We start from the raw sequence: 17,279 nt of genomic DNA on the forward strand, positions 1-17,279 counted from the left end.
GTTTTATGCTATAAATATATAAAAAGCATTGCACTTATACAAATATTTCAACATGTTTTTTGCTATTATTTTGCTGTGCCTCAAATAATTATGTTCATCTAATTTAAAAATCAGCAAGCCCTAATTAAAGAAGAAGATATAAAATTAGGGTTTGATATTATTGGGAGGGTTAAAGAACTTGATTCTGTATTAAAGAAACATAATTCAGGTATATAATAGAAATATTATAATAAAACATCTTGTAAAAATAGCTTTTTTAATCAGTATGGGCAGTATTCCTTACACAATCCATGAAATGACAAGGGAAAAGTTGATGGTTATTAAGAGTGAGGTTTTGTAATAATTCAATAATATAAACAAAAGTGTAAAAAATACAAAACGCACAAGAAAAATAATTCCGTGCGTTTTGTACCTGAGGCCGGGATCGAACCGGCACGATATTGCTACCATTGGTGTTTGAGACCAACGCGTCTACCAATTCCGCCACTCAGGCTATTCTTTAATAAGAATACAAATGTATATTTTTTACTGTTTTCAGCCAAATAATTTAACCAATTTAGAAATAATAATTTGGGAATAAGAGTTTTGCTGCCGTCATCATTTGTTGAATATACAAAACAAACTCAGGAACTTACTTTTTTTCCGTTAAAACAAAATTTCCGATTAAAGTATTTATTGGAAAATAATCAAAATGTAACAGAAGTTCAAATTAGGGCAAGTATAGCAGTAAATTGGCTGTAATTATTAAAAGTGGAATAAAACCGCAAACGGGCTTTTCTTAAAATTATTCCGAGTAAAATAAAAGCATTTGCAAAACAGTTCCGTAACATACAGGACAAAATTCATCTGTATTGTTAGAACGCATTTTGCAATTGTGTGCCGGTCGGTATATTCCCTTTTTAACATAACCGGCACCTTCGAAAGCACCTATCAAATTTTTGTTTTTTTCAATATCCGGTGTAGGCATAGGTGTTGTTTTTTTAACCAACTCTTTCCATTTTGATTTAAAGTTAACCAAATTTGTAATATTTACTTGCCAAGGTTCAACTTTCATATCATAAATATCCTCTGCTTTATCATATCCGTATTGATATTCGTCTGCAAGTGCAGCAAATGCATGTCCGAATTCATGCGTAAAAACTCGTCCGGACTCTTCGTTATCTGCCGAACATAAATTATAATAGTTATAAATACCGCCGCCGCCGTATTTTGAAGTGTTTACAAGTATATATATCTGGTCGTAAGGAACATAAGCTGCGACATTTCTTAGTTCGTCAATGTCTTGTGTTGTTAAATATCGCTCCCAGCCGAACGTGTAGAAATGGGTATTAATGACCGTATTTTTCCAAATATCACTTCCGGGAATATCTGTTCCTGATTCTTCCGAAATTGCATCAACAGCCCAAAAGTTAACTTTATTTTTATGTGTTTTAAACGGTTCTGTTTCAAAAAAGTATTTGATAAATCGTTTACTGTCAGAATGAAACTTGTTGAGTTCTTCTTTTGTATATCCGTCAGGAATAATAACAATATCAAGCTTTTTGTGATGATTGCCGGAATAATGTAATTTTTGAGTTTTATACTTGCTTTGCTTGTCTTTGATAATCGAAATTGAGCCGGGGTTTATTTCTGTTTCAAAAAGTGTAACAAATGAGTTGTTTTTTTTTCTCATTTCAATTTTTAACATGATGTTATTTTTCGGAAAAGGGAAAGTAACAGATTCATAGAAACTTCGAGATGTTGTTTTAGCTTCTTCGGTATCAATCCATTCATAATATAATGTAGAATAACCTCTTGAATATATAAGTTTGTTTGATGCAGCATCAAAAATCTTTATTCTGAAATCTCCTAAATTGAATGTATCTATAAGGTTAATTTTTGAACCTCCCAAAAACGGTTCCTCTTTCAACTTATTATAAAATACTCTTGTTTCTTTGTTGTTGCCCCCGATATTATAGTCAAATCGCATTGATTTATCAATAAAGAAATCATCAAAATTAATTTGGGCTTTTATGCTAAAACTTAGTAAGAATAAAAAGAGAAATATTGCATTTTTCATTTTTCTTTGTTTATTTTTTAATTGGTAAGTGCTTCAATATCAAATATAAGCGTAGAGTACGCAGGAATACTTCCTCTGTCAACACTTCCGTAACCAAGCTTGCTCGGAATAATTAAGCTTGCTTTTCCTCCCGGTTTCATATAAGAAATACCTTCATCCCAACCTCTTATAACTTGCCCTGTGCCTAATTCAAAAGTAAAAGGTGTTCCCCAATCATAAGATGAATCAAATTTTTCTCCGTCAAGAAAAGTCCCCGTATAATGTACGGTTACCATATCATTTGTTTTAAATGTTTCTCCTGTTCCTTCAAGTGTTTCAATATAATATAACCCGCTTGCAGTAGGAACGGTTGTAATATTATGTTCTGTTATATATGCTTGCAATAGTTCCGCTTCTTTTTCTTCTTTACTTTTACAAGATGAAAAGAAAATAAAAGGTATAATTATTAGTGTAAGAATATTTTTTTTCATGTTTATTAATTTATAATGTCAAAGTTAATAAATTTTTGTAATACTTTCGGGATTTTAATTCCGTTTTCGGTATTGTTGTTTTCAAGTAGTGCAGCTAAAATTCTCGGTAATGCCAATGCACTTCCGTTTAAAGTATGAGCAAGTTTTGTTTGTTTTTCTCCTTTTTCTCTAAAACGTAATTTTAAACGATTTGCCTGAAAACTTTCAAAATTTGAAACGGAACTTACTTCTAACCATTTTTCTTGCCCTGCTGAATATACCTCAAAATCGAAAGTTAATGCTGATGTAAATCCTAAGTCTCCTCCGCAAAGTCTGACAATTCTGTAAGGAAGCTCAAGTTTTTGAACCAAAGATTCAACATAGCTTACCATTTTATTCAGTGTATCATAAGATTTTTCCGGATGTTCAATATGAACTATTTCAACTTTATCAAATTGGTGTAAACGATTTAATCCTCTTACATCTTTTCCGTATGAACCGGCTTCTCTTCTGAAACATGAAGAATATGCAGTCATTTTAATCGGGAAGTCTTCACTGCTTAAAATTGTATCTCTGTATATATTTGTAACCGGAACTTCTGCTGTCGGAATCATAAATAGGTTCTCTTCCGTCATGTGATACATTTGTCCTTCTTTATCAGGCAATTGCCCTGTTCCGAAGCCTGATGCTTCATTTATCATCAGAGGCGGCATTATTTCTGTGTAACCTGCTTTTTCAGCTTCTTCCAGAAAGAATGCAATTAATGCTCTTTGAAGTTTTGCCCCTTTTCCTTTGTAAACAGGAAAACCGGCTCCGGTAATTTTATTTCCGAGTTCAAAATCAATTATATTATATTTGCTTGCTAATTCCCAATGCGGAACTTTGTTTGTCAAACTTGGTTTTGCTCCGCCTTCTCTTATTAATTCATTATCTTCATCTGTTTTTCCGGAGGGAACGGAAGAGTGTGGTATATTAGGGATTTCAGAAAGAATTGATTGTAAATTTTCTTTTGACTGATTCATTCTTTCATTTAGTTCCTTTGCTTTCTCTTTAAGTTGAACTGCCTCTTGTTTGGCTTCATTAGCTTCTGTTTGCTTTCCGTCTTTGAATAAAAGACCTATACTTTTAGCAATTTTATTTGATTTTTCTAATGTTGCATCTAATTCACTTTGAATCACTTTTCTGGTTTCGTCTTCTTTAATGGCTTTGTTTATAAGTTCTTCGAAGTTCTTATTTCTTACAGTCAGTTGTTTTATTACCTCTTCTGTTTTACTTTTTATTTGGGTTATTGTGAGCATATTCTGATATTATTAAATAAAAAAACCCGCTATCCATATTTTGATACGAATTTACGGGTGTTAATAATTTTATGGGTATTGAGGTTTAATTTTCAAAAGGCTCAACAGAAACATGTGATTTGTTGTTTCTTTTCTTTTGAAATTTAATTATTCCGTCAGTTAAAGCATAAAGTGTATGATCTTTTCCCATACCTACGTTAGTTGCGGGAAAATGCTTTGTTCCTCTTTGCCTAACGATTATGCTTCCTGCGGTAACTTTTTGTCCGCCGTATAATTTAACTCCCAGTCTTTTACTTTCTGAATCTCTTCCGTTTCGGGAGCTACCCATTCCTTTCTTATGTGCCATAATATTTTATTTTAGATAGGTTTTTTATTTTGATTTTCCGCCGTCAAGTTCGTCTTGTAATTTTTTTAGTTCATCCCATTTTCCTTCTGCTGCTAATTTCGCTTGTTGCGGCCAAGTTGTTGTGTCAAATCTATTATATGCATTTCCGCCTGCTTCGACTAAAATTTCTGAAACTTTGTCAGCTTTTGCTACTGATAATTTTTTGAAAGTGTCAAAACCTGCATCTTTTAAAATTCCTGCAATTTTTGGTCCTATCCCTTCAATTTTAGCTAAGTTGTCAGCTTTTACTGCTGTTTTCTTAGTTTCTGTTTTTTTCTCAGCAACTTTTTTTACAGCAGGTTTTTTATCAGTTGTTGTTTTCTTTTCAACTGCTTTTTTCTCTACAGGTTTAGCTTTTGTTTCTTGTTTTACTGCTTTTTTTGCAGGAGCTTTTCCGTCAAGAGAAATGCTTTCAATTTCTATATGAGACATATACTGACGATGCCCGTTTAATTTTTGATATCCTTTTCTTCTTTTTTTCTTGAAAACTTTTATTTTATCAGCTTTTATATGAGCTAAAACCTTAGCTGTTACTTCTGCTCCGATTACTCTCGGTGTTCCGACCTTAACTTTTTTTCCGTCATCGGTAAGAAGAACATCATTGAATATAACTTTCTCTCCTTCTTCTGTTTGCAGCCTGTGAACAAATAATTTTTGGTTTTTTTCAACCTTAAACTGTTGCCCGGCTATTTCTACAATTGCGTACATTTTATTTTCTTTTAATGTGTTACTGAGGCGATCTGTAAAAGATACTTAAATATGCCCCATGTAAATATTTTATTTCAGGGCTGCAAAATTAGTTATTTTTTATTAAAAACAAATGTTTTTTTAAAAAAACAGAAGAAATATGATGTTAGTTTGATTTTTATAAAATCAGAATCAAATTATTATTGCTGTAATGTTTAAAATTTCACATTTATTTGATGGTTAAGTACAATGTCAAATTGAGAAGAGTCATAGAAATTTTTAAATTGATTAAAATCTCTTTCTTTCCCGTTTACGGCAAAAATGTCAACTCCGAAAACATCTTGGAAAACATGCCATATAATTTCTGAGCAGAACATTCGTGTAGTATCTTCCGGTTGACATGTATATGCAAAAGGTATATTTTGGTTCAGATAGTATTGAGCACGTTTTGTGATTTTTTTTAATTCATTTTTCTCACACTTATTAAAACGGACTATAACTACTGAATTTTTGTGCCCGGCATCAGTAAAACCGTCAAAATCTTGTCTTTGAATTCCGTCTTCAACTAAGAAAGAGCTTGATTCTGAATGTATAATTTCTAATTTGCCGTTTTCTTTTTTATTGATTATTCCGCAATGTGAAATACTGTATTTTTCATTAAAACTGTTTACGATATAATCAGAGACTAAACCGTGGCCGTATCTTAATATAATATCACCGTCTTCTATAAGTGCTTTTTCTTTTTCGGATAAAATATATGTAACTGCTTTTTCTTTTCGCAGTTCAATTTTATTGTATATTGCTCTGAATAACCAAAAAGAAAATATTAGCCCGAAAACAGACGAGAAAAATATTAGTAAAAACTTTTTCACTATTGTAAATTTATTATAAAATGAAGCCGGAAAATTTCTTATCCGGCTTTATTTATTATTTTAAAAAGATATTTTACATTTCTTTTTTCATAGCAACTTTCCATTTGCCGTCAACTTTTTCCATGTCAACAGTTTTTTCTCCTTCTTTATCAGTCGAATATTTTACTGTTGCTTTATCTCCGTCTTCTGTAACTTCTCCCATTTTTAAAGTTTTAATATCTTCTTTCCCTGCTTCTGCTTCTTCTGCGGGAATCATTGCTGCCATTCCTTCAATCATACTGATTAATTGACCGGTTTCTTCAGTACCTAAATCTTTTGCTGTATCATAATCTTGTTCAGCAAGAGCTGTCAAAAAATCTTTTGCTACATCTGCAGGGTTATCACTGCTGCCGCCACCGCAAGAAAACATAAATGCTGAAAATACCAATACAAATCCGATACTCAATAATTTTTTCATAATCTAAATTTTTTTTTATGTTTAATAAATAATTAGACGGTAAAAATACAATTTTATTTTAAAATACCGAATAATAACAAATAAAATTCTACAGATTCTATTTGTCAGGCAAATAGCCCAGTTTCTTTGCTTCTTTAACCATGAAATTAAAAGCTGCATTATATTCATTCTGTATTAATCCGTCCAGGATTGCTTCCCTGATTGCATCTTTTATAATTCCGATATCTTTTGAGGGTTTTATATTAAATGTTTGCATAATAATTTCGCCGGTTATAGGAGGCTGCCAATTTCTTATTTTATCTTTTTTTTCAACTTCTTTAAGTTTTTGTCTTACGTTTTCTAAATTATTCAGAAACAGTTTTACTTTTCTTTCATTTTTTGAGGTTATGTCTGCTTCTGCCAAGGTCATTAAATCGTCAACATCATTCCCTGCATCAAATAACAATCTTCTTATTGCCGAGTCGGTAACTTCATTTTTCACGAGCGCAATAGGTCTTAAATGCAGCAGAACTAACTTTTGAATATATTGCATCTTTTCGTTCATCGGTAATCGCATTTTTTTAAATATTTGCGGAATCATCTTTGCCCCTACAAATTCGTGCGAATGAAATGTCCAGCCTTGTTTTGCAAATCTTTTTGTTGAAGGCTTTGCTATGTCATGAAAAATTGCAGCCCATCGCAACCACAAATTATCAGTTTTACCGGCAATATTATCCAGCACTTGCAAGGTATGAAGGAAGTTGTCTTTATGACTTAAACCGTTTTTTGTTTCAATACCTTTCAGTGCAACAAATTCAGGAAATATTATTTCAAGTAAGCCTGTTTTGTCAAGTAGTTTGAACCCTTTTGACGGTTTCTCGGATTTTATTATTTTATTTAATTCATCAATTATCCGCTCTTTTGAAATTATATTTATTCTTTCTTTATTTTCTTTGATTGCTTGTAGGGTTATCGGATATATTTCAAAGTTTAATTGACAAGCAAATCTGACAGCACGCATCATTCTTAAAGGATCATCCGAAAAAGTGATACTCGGGTCTAAGGGTGTTCTGATTATTTTATTTTGAATATCTTCCAACCCTTTGAAAGGGTCAATCAACTTTCCGAAATTATCAGGATGTAAACTGATTGCTAAAGCATTAATTGTAAGATCTCTTCTGTTCTGATCGTCTTGTAATGTTCCTTCTTCAACTGCCGGTTTTCTTGAATCCGGGCTGTAAGATTCTTTTCTTGCTCCTACAAATTCAAATTCAATATCGTTATGTTTAAACATTGCTGTTCCGAATCGTTTAAAAACAGTAACTCTCGGTTTGCCTTCCAGTTGTTCCGAAACTTTTTTTGCCAATTCAATACCATTGCCGACAACCACAAAATCAATATCTTTGGAAGGGCGATTCATAATTAAATCACGAACATAACCGCCTATTACAAAAACTTGAAGATTGTCTGTTCCGGCAATTTTTTTTATAAGATTAAATATCGGATGTGTAAGATGTTTTTGCATAATTTGTTGCAAAGGAATAAAAACTTAATGAAAGTAAAAAAGCAAAATAACTAATTTTATAGTTGCATGAAGTATTTGTGTTATTTAACACAGGTGTTGATTTTGTAATTTCAAAAAAAAAAAAAGCTTTGCAGTAATAAAAATATATAAACCATAAAAATATAAAAAATGAACAAATTGAAATTATTATTAGTTTTATTGCTTGGATTATCTGTATTGTTCCGGAGTTGTAAAAAGAAAGAACCGGAAGAAATTAAGAATGTCGAAACTTGACGACTGGGAAAAAGTATTCGGTTTTACATCGGTTCGGATGATTCAAAACAAATTTTACTCTCAACTAGAAAATATAGATGAGGAAAATCTTGCAGAAGAAGATGTAGTAAGACATGTTAAAAATTATATCAATTTCTTTAAAATAGTTTTTAATGAAAATGGAGAAAAAGAAATTGAAGCAAAAATCGACATAAATGTTCTTGCAAGTATTTGTAATGTTGATAACATATTTCAAGTTAAGAATAGGCTGACAAAAGTTTTAGAAAATGATTTAGTATCATCCGATTACACAGAAAAAAGTGTGTTAGAAAATATTAATGATGATAATCTAGAAAATTTGAAGCATGATAATAAAATTAATGTTTTTCAATATAGAGGAAGAGCAAATCAAAAAGCAGGATGTGGTTCTTCAAGTGAATTCTATACAATACTAAAGGATGAAAAATGGTGTAGGAAAGACAGAAAAGTTAGCTTAAAATTTGAAACATGGGCTTATGGTGAGACTTTAGAGCGTACTCAGCATCTTAGTAATTTTGCAAGAGCGAAAGTTCAGGGTAGAAAAAAATATGCTTGTATTTGGGGATCTTATAAAACGTTGTTAGATTTAAAAAATATTGCTTTTACAGTGATGGATCCATATATGATTGACTATACATATACTACTTATTGGGATGAGGAATCATATGTTCTCCCTAATGAATCAATTGAAACTAAATGGATTGATGTAGGTGTTAATTTAAGTAAATATTGGACTTTTGCTAATGCTTATTATTATGAGCCATATTTTGTTAAATATACCGGAGAATTTTCAAGTAGAGGTGTAGGTAATGAATGGAAAGTTGGTAGTTGTGGGTATTAAAAGTTTTATTAATTAAAAATGAAGTTATAATGAAACGAATATTATTTTTTATAATAATTATTACAGTTTATACAATAAAACTAATCGGGCAGAATAATGTAAATGTTAAAGCGTCTGTTGGTATAAATAATGTAATAATTAATCCTTATTTATTGGATGAAACTGTAAGAGAACCTATTCCTGTTTTATCTTCAAGTATCGGGTTTATGTATGAAATTAAAAAAAACAAAAGTTATAATGTCGGTGTTTTGTTTTCTTATAAACCAACAAAAATTAATTTGGAATTTGAAGACAGTTTAAAGGTTTTTGAGGAAGATACTACATATTACGTTAATAATTTTACTGACCAAAATAGAAATTTCTATATCAGTATACCTGTTAGCATTAATTTTTTAGAAAAACAAAAAATAGGTTTCAGTACCGGTTTAAGTAATAACTTTTTGATTAGTAAAATGAGGATTTATGATACATACAGATTTTATAATTTGAGCTTATTGGTCGGTATAAATTATAAGTTAAATGAGAAGTGCAAATTGTCATTAGATTTTAATACTGATATCTTGTCCTATATTAAGCACTCATATCATAGTGAATACAATTACGGAGCAATGGTTTCATTAAAATATAAATTGTTTTAGTGGTATCATTGGTAAATGGCATGGTAAATACAACGCTAATACATTTAAATAACAAGCTGCAAAACAATGCAATGCTTAATCATACATAAAAAAGGGAGAATAAAAAAATATTTGATTTGTTGTACCTATGTTGTACCATTAAAGAAAAAACCCTTACAAATCATTTGATTTACAAGGGTTTAAATGCTTTAAAAGCGGTCCGGACGAGACCAAACCCTTTATTATTTTATTTTCTTAAACTAAACTCTAAACACCGTATTATATAAGACTTTCCAAAAATACGTAATTAAACGAAATTAAATAAAGTAAAGTATAATTAAACTTATTCGTACCCTTATTCGTACCCTACTTTTTTTATTTGTATATTTGTCATGTTCAAACTAAAAACATCTTATCATGGCAAATGCAAAATTTTATCTTAAAGACAAAAAGAGTAAATCGGAAACCCCTATTAATTTACATTTCTTCTTTAATTATTCTGAAACCGATAATACAGGAAAGAAAAAATATAAATTTCTTAAATACTATACAGGGGAAAAAATTAATCCTAAATTTTGGAACTCTGACAAACAAAGAGCAAAAGAAACAAAGGCGTTTCCTGAATATCCTGAATTTAACACACGTTTAAAAGATATTGAAAAAACAATTTTTGATATTTACAGAACATTAACAAATGACAAAACAAAACCAACCCCAGAACTATTAAAAGAAAAATTACTACTTCATTTTAATAAACTTTCAAAACCTACAAAAGAGCCTCATCAAACTACTTTCATTGAGTTTATTAATATATTCATTAATGAAAGTGAAAAATCAAAAACAAAAGGTACTGTTTCAGTTTACAAAACTACATTACAACACCTACAAAATTATATTTTATACAAAGGATTAAAGACTATTGATTTTGAACATATCAATTTAGAATTTTACAATAGTTTCGTAGATTATCTTTCTAATTACTTGCATCTTTCAAAAAATTCAGTCGGAAAATATATTAAAACTATCAAAACGTTTCTTAATGATGCAACCGAACGGAATTACAACACAAATTTAGCATATAAGAGCAAAAAATTTAAGTCGCATAACAAACCCACCGAACAAATTTACTTAACAGAAAACGAACTTACAGCCCTTTATAATGTAGATTTAAGTAACAACAAAAAACTTGACAAAGTAAGAGACCTTTTTATTATCGGTTGTTATACTGCATTAAGATTTTCGGATTTTAGCCGGATAAAAAAACAAAACTTAATTGAAAATGGTAAAATATTAAAATTCAGAACTCAAAAAACTGATGAGGTTGTTTATATTCCTATTCATTACAGAGTGTCGGAAATTATGCAAAAATATGATAATTCAATACCGCCGGCAATTTCAAATCAAAAAATGAATGAGTATATAAAAGAAGTCGGAAAACTTGCCGGTATTGATGAGGTTGTTATAAGAACTGTAAAAAAAGGGAATTTAACTATTGAAAAACAATTTAAAAAATACGAATTAATAACCACACACACCGCAAGGCGTTCGGGTGCTACAAATCTTTATTTGAACAATGTTAAACCGATTGATATAATGCAAATAACAGGACATAAAACAGAAACGGCATTTATGAGATATATACGTGTTTCTAAATTAGAAAATGCAAAGAAATTACTTAATCACTCTTTCTTTAAAAGACCTCTAAAAATTGCTGAATAATGGATATTGTTAAAATACCAAACATGAAAGAGATTAAGGAATTTGCAGACAAATATAAATTTGCAGTTAAAGAGTTAAAAAATAATATAATTGAATTAATTGATTTTGACAGTTTTATTATTTCAAAAGGGTGGAAAAAATTAACTGTAAATGAAAGATTTATTTTTCTTGAAACATTAATAATTTTAAACACGACAGATAATATTTTACAAAACCATGTAATCTCTATTGAGAATAATCAAAAATATAGTAGGTGGAATTACGGAGACTATGAAAGTTTAATCATAAACTATTTGTCATACAAACCGATTAACATTAATGAATTTGCAAAGGAATATCCTTTTTTAGTTAAGATTGAAAACAAAATATTAAACTTAAATGATTTTGATAATGTTATAAATTCTAAAACTTGGCAAAATTTAACCTATGAGAAACAAACAGAAATATTAAGGATTGTAAACAGTAAAATTATTGATGAGGCAAGAAAAAAAAGATATAATGAGAGTAAAAAAAGATATACTGAATATTACAACCTTAAATATGAGTTGCCGGAAACTATTATAAACTGCAATTATCTTTCAGAAAAATGGATTGACCTCGATAATGATTACGGTTTCTTTGAATGTATTCTAAATAACAAACCGGAAACCAAAAAAGAACAAAAAAAATATTTCAAAAAAGAACTTATTAGACTGTATGAAGTAAACAAAACCGAACACATAGGATTAATAAAAAAGACTAAAAAAGAACTTATTCTTTTAGGTGCAGAAAAAAAAATAAAAAATATTGAAACAGAATTTAAAGTTATTAATAACTTAAAAAGAACTAAAATACTACCAATATCAAAAAGTATTTCCTTAACAGATATGATACCCGAAAACGAATTAAAAAAAATTTTGAAGAGATTACAAGAAAAAGAATTTGTAATAAAAAATTCTGAAAATAAATATATTTGGAAAGGTAGCCCACTCCACAGCAAAAATAATATTAAAAGTCAATTAGTTGCATTGTCTTTAAAATTAGAAAACAAATACAACAAGGCATATACCGATACTGAAATTTGGGAAAGTTTTACATCTTTTTTTAATATAGATATTTCAAAAACTATGTTTAAAACAAGTGAAATTGATAACATAAACCCTTTAAAAAAATTGTTTTCATTTCTGTAAATTTACTTACCAAACTTACCAAAGTCAATAAGGTAAGTTATATCGTATAAGACTGAATTAATTTTACACAAAATTTAATAATTAAAATTGTGTAAATATGACAAATTCAGTAATTATTCAAAACATCAATGTTTCAGATTTACAAAACATCATATCCGAAACATTAAGGAATGAAGTAAAAAATCTTATTCCTAAAAAAGAGAGCAACGAAAAAACCGACATCTACGGAACACGTAAAGAAGTCGCAAAAGAGTTAAAACTCTCACTCCCTACATTAACAGAACACACCAAAAACGGCACTTTAAAAGGTTATCGTATTGGCGGACGTGTATTGTACAAATGGAATGAAGTATTTAAGAGTGTAGAGTTAATTCAATCACTTAAACACAAAAGGGGGGTTGAATTATGAGACGTTCAAATCAAAAACAACCGGAACATAAGGAATTGAAATATAAATTTAATTCTGATACAAGATACTACGAACAAACAAACGCCCCTTTGTCTTTTAATAAGATGCCGTTTGATTTAAAAGTTGAGCCGACACAACGAAAAGACATAATAAAATCAAAACACGTTATTCTCGGACGTATTAAAAACGGAAAGTATAAATTTTTTACCGGATTAATTCCGACCGGATATAAAAATCAATACTTCGGCGACCACTACGAATATGTAAAAAGAAAAAAGAAAAACAGTTTTATAATATTTCAGTTTTCTGAAAATAAAAGAGAGCTGACAATATATTTTTTTAATCATTTCACTTTATACCCGAAAAAAAGATTAAAATTTATTACTGATTTTATGATTAGTTTGAATAAAAAAAGAGAGGCAACCACGCCCCCCTTAAATGTTCAAACCAAAACCAACGGCAAACCGTTCGGAATTGATAACAAAGATACAAAAAAATGATTGACTTCATAAAATCTTTGAATATACCGCTAAATATTTCTGAATTACTAAATAACACCTATTTAGAATTTAACGCCCTTGTAAGTGAAAAAACAGGCGAAATAAACGAAAATAGGTATATTGCAGAACATAAAAATTTAAAGTTTGAAATCATTACGAATAAATATGTAAATATTTCGGGCAGTATTCATAAATACCATAACAGCGGAAAACATAATTATAATGATTTTAATTTATATGATTTATTCCTGACAATCCGAGAACTAAACGAAAGATTTAAAATAAACCCCTTTTTAACGCCCCTGAACAACGTTGAATTTGCAGTTAATATAAAGACACCGTTTAATCCGAAAACTTATATAAGGCAAAATATTATAAGTCATAAAGGAACGCCGGCAAGTGTTAAAACATTTAAAGGAAACGGATATTTAAAAGAATTTGAACACTCTCAATATTATATTAAAATTTATGATAAAGGTTTGCAGTTTAACCGACCGGATAACATATTTCGTTTTGAAATTAAGGTTATGAAAATGGAATATTTGCAGACTATCGGAATAAATACACTTGCAGATTTATTAAACATTGAGAAACTTCAAAATTTAGGTAAAAATTTAGATAAAGTATTTAGCGAATTATTGATTATTGATAAGATTGATACAAAAATTTTAACAGCAAAAGAAAAAGAAATATATCAAAACGGTACAAATCCGATGTTTTGGGAACGGTTAAAACCAAACTCAAAAGATTATGAAAACGGAAACGAAACACCTCGATATAAAAAAGACAGGAAAAAATATTATTATGAATTAAACAGGTTTAAGAGCCTCATCAAAAAATATAATCTTAATCAATCACAGAAAGAAATATCAAAATTGATAGTAAACAAATGGAATAATTTATTAAAAATTGGTACAAAAAAACGGTACAAATTGACCGCCTTTTTAAATGAAATTTCTAATCAAAAAACCGAACACAAAACGGTACAAAATGACCATGATTTTAATAGTTTAGAAAATGCAAAAACGGTACAAAATGACACTTCTAATATAGTGTTAATTTGTACCAATAATAAAAGAGTATGTAAAATAACAAATTTAGATATATCAATGCAGAAAAAAGGCAGTAAATTTTTATGTATATCCGGAATAGAATTTTATCAAATATATTTTCCTGAAATTTACAGAAAACTTGAAAAAAGATTATCGGAAAAATGGGAAAATGCAAGTTTAGGAAAAAGAAATATTGAAATTGCACACAGTATAAGAAATGAATATTTTAATATTATCAATAATACAAAAAGAAGTATCAATAAAATTTTATCAATACCGAGTTTATTTAATAATTTGAATTTAATCGACAATCAAAAATTAAAGGTTGCCGGAATGATTTAAAAAATTTTCGTCGTTTTCCTATCTATAAGAGATAAAATAAAACAAATTACAACAAAATACAACATTATGGGTAAATTTAAGACATATTTAACAGCAAAAGAACAAAAGGCGGTTGAACTTTTGGCAATCGGTAAAAATTACAATGAAGTTTCAAAAGAATTAAAAATTGACCGTACTACCCTTTGGCAATGGAAACAGAAACCAACATTTGAGGCATATTATAACAGTCTTATAAAAGAAGTAAAGGAACACACCAAAGAAAAAATATTAAGTCTTTATGATGAGGCTCTGAAAACGGTTGAAAGTTGCCTAAAATCCGACAATGACAATATAAGATTAAAAACAGCTCTTTATTTGATTGATAAGGTTGAAAATATTGATTTTGGTTTGACTGATGCAAAACAGATAATTAAAAATCAATGTACTGAAACAAAAGAAATGTTTGATAATTGGGGGGTTTCAAACAATTTTAATAAAAATAAATATAATGAATTATGTAAGTTGCACGGAATAGAAACTGAATAAATATTAATTTTGGCACTCATCATAAATATTTATAACATGAAAAAAATAATAGCTATTATCATTTTGTTTTGTTTGTCAATAACAACTTATTCACAAAACTATAAACAAAGACTTGATTCATTAGAATTTGAAATTAAGAAAATAGAAAAAAAACAAACGAATATTGTTAATCAAATTGACTTACATCAAAAAAGATATAGAACCGGTGTATTTGTTTCTTTGTCCGGCACTTTTATTACAGTTATTTCTGCGGTAGTAATTAATCCAAATAATCCTATGTACTATGTAGGAACAATAACAGGCAGTATTTTAGGAGTATCTGGTTGTTTTATATCTCTTAACTCTTTTAAGTTTTTAAAAAAAGACTTTGATTATATAGATTTTTCAAAAAGTAGATATGATACCAACAAAACAAGTAGATATGATATGTATAAAAATGAATAGTTTTTTATCAAAAACAGAGTATTTTTAATCTATTCGTACCCTTATTCGTACCCCAAAATAAAAAACCCTCACTAATCATTTGATTAACAAGGGTTTTTATTTTGTTTGTGCGGTCCGGACGAGACTCGAACTCGCGACCCCATGCGTGACAGGCATGTATTCTAACCAAACTGAACTACCGGACCTTTTTCTTTTTGCGATTGCAAATGTAAATCTTTTTTTTTTTCTGCAAAATTTTTTTGTTCTATTTCTTGAAAAAACTAAAATTTACATTGCCATATTTTTTGGTTTCCTTGAAATACTTGTTATTCTCAAAATTGAAATTTGCCGAATGTTCAAGAATTAACAGCGAATTAATTGCTGTTTCATTATTAAGAATAATACGAGGAAGTGTATTAATTTTTTCATCAGAAAACGGCGGATCTGCAAAAATTATATCATAACTTAGGTCTGCTTTTAAACAAAATTTATAAACATCCGCAGAAATAACATTTCCGGGTATTGAAAATAAATTTGATATCTGATTTTTGATATGTAAACAGTTTTTTCTTGAGATTTCTACCGAAGTAACACTTTTACACCCTCTCGAAAAAAATTCTAAACTGATATTTCCTGTTCCTGAAAATAAATCAAGAACATTTAAATTTTCAATTTCGTATTTATTTTCCAAAATATTAAAAAGAGATTCTTTAGCGTAATCAGTAGTCGGTCGAGAACTAAAACCTTTAGGAGGAAATATCTTTCTCCCTTTTCGGCTTCCCCTAATTATCCTCATTATGTAGATTTAAAACATTATAAAGTAAATGTTGTTCTACATCTTTAAAATTGTATTGAATTTTATTATCAAGTTTCATAAACTTCAATTTAGGAATAAATTTATGAACGAAATAATAAAACTCTGTGTCTTTTTCAATAAAGCCTGAAATATTAAGGTGCATTTTATTCAGCTTAATGTCATATTGTTCGAGGGTGTTTAATAAATAATATACAAAATCATTTTCATCACTGAATAAATATGAATTAATCATTAAAAATTTATCGTCTTTGTATATTCCGATTTCAAATGAATCTGAATTTATATTTACATGAACAACCGGAAGTTTAAATTTAACTGCTTCTCCTGTTTTTAATAAGTTATTAATAAAAATATTATTTTGATGAACAAAAATAATTTCAGGAAATTTATTAACTAAAAGAGTTGTTAAATCAGAAGGGATTGCAAAAATATTATATGAATCAATTTTTTTTATATAATTAAAATGTATTTCTTCATATTCGCCCAAACGATGGTTAAATGTAAAATAATCTTTCAAATTTTTTCTGTCAAAAAGTTCAGCCGGAATAAGAGTTGATTTGTTTGTTACCAAACTGAAATAAACAGTTTTATAATTTTTACTTAAAAATAAATCTTCCTTAATCATTGCTTCTGCTTTTTCAACAATCGATTTATCAGCCAGTTTTTTTTCAAAATTATGATGATTTAAAGCAGCATATATATTTCCTACAGTATCTGTAATCACATATGAGTAGCCAATCTCATCAAGTTGCAGAGATAATATATAACCTGATGTTTTACTTTTAGAGAAACCTTCATTAAATACAAAGAAATTTTTCATTGTTATTTATAACTTATTCAAAATTGAGTTCTAAAGCTTTATT

At 28.9% G+C, this 17,279-nt stretch carries 18 protein-coding genes, 2 tRNA genes and 1 pseudogene; 9 read left to right on the forward strand and 12 right to left on the reverse strand.

Annotated elements, in window-relative coordinates:
* Positions 1-409: 409 nt before the first annotated feature.
* The 9 genes and pseudogenes from L3J35_09310 to L3J35_09350 form a co-directional block, all read right to left on the reverse strand.
* A tRNA-Leu gene (locus tag L3J35_09310) sits at positions 410-493 on the reverse strand.
* Positions 494-784: 291 nt separating this feature from the next.
* Positions 785-2,059 carry an IgA Peptidase M64 gene (locus L3J35_09315; protein MCF6366387.1) on the reverse strand — a complete coding sequence of 425 codons (1,275 nt, stop codon included), beginning with the start codon at positions 2,057-2,059 and terminating at the stop codon, positions 785-787.
* 17 nt (positions 2,060-2,076) lie between these two features.
* The gene (locus L3J35_09320) at positions 2,077-2,529 is read right to left on the reverse strand and encodes an FKBP-type peptidyl-prolyl cis-trans isomerase (protein ID MCF6366388.1); all 453 of its coding nucleotides are present in this window, start codon (positions 2,527-2,529) and stop codon (positions 2,077-2,079) included.
* Between the two features lie 5 nt (positions 2,530-2,534).
* Positions 2,535-3,806, reverse strand: coding sequence for a serine--tRNA ligase (serS, locus tag L3J35_09325; protein MCF6366389.1), 1,272 nt, complete (start codon positions 3,804-3,806; stop codon positions 2,535-2,537).
* Positions 3,807-3,891: 85 nt separating this feature from the next.
* Positions 3,892-4,152 carry a 50S ribosomal protein L27 gene (rpmA, locus tag L3J35_09330; GenBank protein ID MCF6366390.1) on the reverse strand — a complete coding sequence of 87 codons (261 nt, stop codon included), beginning with the start codon at positions 4,150-4,152 and terminating at the stop codon, positions 3,892-3,894.
* A gap of 444 nt (positions 4,153-4,596) precedes the next feature.
* A pseudogene (rplU, locus tag L3J35_09335) lies at positions 4,597-4,899 on the reverse strand (50S ribosomal protein L21).
* A 194-nt stretch (positions 4,900-5,093) separates the two neighbouring features.
* Positions 5,094-5,750 carry a hypothetical protein gene (locus L3J35_09340; protein MCF6366391.1) on the reverse strand — a complete coding sequence of 219 codons (657 nt, stop codon included), beginning with the start codon at positions 5,748-5,750 and terminating at the stop codon, positions 5,094-5,096.
* A gap of 73 nt (positions 5,751-5,823) precedes the next feature.
* Positions 5,824-6,207 carry a DUF4878 domain-containing protein gene (locus tag L3J35_09345; protein MCF6366392.1) on the reverse strand — a complete coding sequence of 128 codons (384 nt, stop codon included), beginning with the start codon at positions 6,205-6,207 and terminating at the stop codon, positions 5,824-5,826.
* Positions 6,208-6,304: 97 nt separating this feature from the next.
* Complete coding sequence (locus L3J35_09350; protein MCF6366393.1) at positions 6,305-7,711, reverse strand: CCA tRNA nucleotidyltransferase; 1,407 nt, start codon at positions 7,709-7,711, stop codon at positions 6,305-6,307.
* A gap of 259 nt (positions 7,712-7,970) precedes the next feature.
* On the opposite strand from L3J35_09350, the gene L3J35_09355 reads away from it, so the two are divergent.
* The 9 genes from L3J35_09355 (at position 7,971) to L3J35_09395 (ending at position 15,620) form a co-directional block, all read left to right on the forward strand.
* A complete protein-coding gene (locus L3J35_09355) occupies positions 7,971-8,843 on the forward strand; it encodes a hypothetical protein (protein MCF6366394.1) in 873 nt (290 codons plus the stop codon).
* A gap of 29 nt (positions 8,844-8,872) precedes the next feature.
* Positions 8,873-9,481, forward strand: coding sequence for a hypothetical protein (locus L3J35_09360; GenBank protein MCF6366395.1), 609 nt, complete (start codon positions 8,873-8,875; stop codon positions 9,479-9,481).
* Between the two features lie 396 nt (positions 9,482-9,877).
* Positions 9,878-11,179 (forward strand): site-specific integrase, encoded by a 1,302-nt coding sequence (locus L3J35_09365; protein MCF6366396.1) that lies wholly within the window; start codon positions 9,878-9,880, stop codon positions 11,177-11,179.
* Between the two features lie 23 nt (positions 11,180-11,202).
* Positions 11,203-12,348, forward strand: a complete 1,146-nt coding sequence (locus tag L3J35_09370) for a hypothetical protein (GenBank protein MCF6366397.1) — start codon at positions 11,203-11,205, stop codon at positions 12,346-12,348.
* Positions 12,349-12,445: 97 nt separating this feature from the next.
* Positions 12,446-12,757: a helix-turn-helix domain-containing protein gene (locus L3J35_09375; GenBank protein ID MCF6366398.1), complete on the forward strand. Its 312-nt coding sequence runs from the start codon at positions 12,446-12,448 to the stop codon at positions 12,755-12,757.
* Positions 12,754-13,257 (forward strand): hypothetical protein, encoded by a 504-nt coding sequence (locus L3J35_09380; GenBank protein ID MCF6366399.1) that lies wholly within the window; start codon positions 12,754-12,756, stop codon positions 13,255-13,257. Before L3J35_09375 ends, L3J35_09380 begins: the two co-directional genes overlap by 4 nt.
* Positions 13,254-14,651, forward strand: a complete 1,398-nt coding sequence (locus L3J35_09385) for a hypothetical protein (GenBank protein ID MCF6366400.1) — start codon at positions 13,254-13,256, stop codon at positions 14,649-14,651. Before L3J35_09380 ends, L3J35_09385 begins: the two co-directional genes overlap by 4 nt.
* A 66-nt stretch (positions 14,652-14,717) precedes the next feature.
* Positions 14,718-15,176, forward strand: coding sequence for a hypothetical protein (locus L3J35_09390; GenBank protein ID MCF6366401.1), 459 nt, complete (start codon positions 14,718-14,720; stop codon positions 15,174-15,176).
* A 36-nt stretch (positions 15,177-15,212) separates the two neighbouring features.
* Positions 15,213-15,620, forward strand: coding sequence for a hypothetical protein (locus tag L3J35_09395; protein ID MCF6366402.1), 408 nt, complete (start codon positions 15,213-15,215; stop codon positions 15,618-15,620).
* Between the two features lie 110 nt (positions 15,621-15,730).
* Here L3J35_09395 and L3J35_09400 read toward each other — a convergent pair.
* The 3 genes from L3J35_09400 to L3J35_09410 form a co-directional block, all read right to left on the reverse strand.
* A tRNA-Asp gene (locus tag L3J35_09400) sits at positions 15,731-15,805 on the reverse strand.
* A 59-nt stretch (positions 15,806-15,864) separates the two neighbouring features.
* On the reverse strand, positions 15,865-16,395 hold the full coding sequence (locus tag L3J35_09405; protein MCF6366403.1) for an RsmD family RNA methyltransferase: 531 nt from the start codon (positions 16,393-16,395) through the stop codon (positions 15,865-15,867).
* A complete protein-coding gene (locus L3J35_09410) occupies positions 16,382-17,236 on the reverse strand; it encodes a DUF3822 family protein (GenBank protein ID MCF6366404.1) in 855 nt (284 codons plus the stop codon). Before L3J35_09410 ends, L3J35_09405 begins: the two co-directional genes overlap by 14 nt.
* Positions 17,237-17,279 lie beyond the last annotated feature (43 nt).

The organism is Bacteroidales bacterium (assembly GCA_021648725.1).
In the GTDB taxonomy this organism is placed as follows: Bacteria; Bacteroidota; Bacteroidia; order Bacteroidales; family JAADGE01; genus JAADGE01.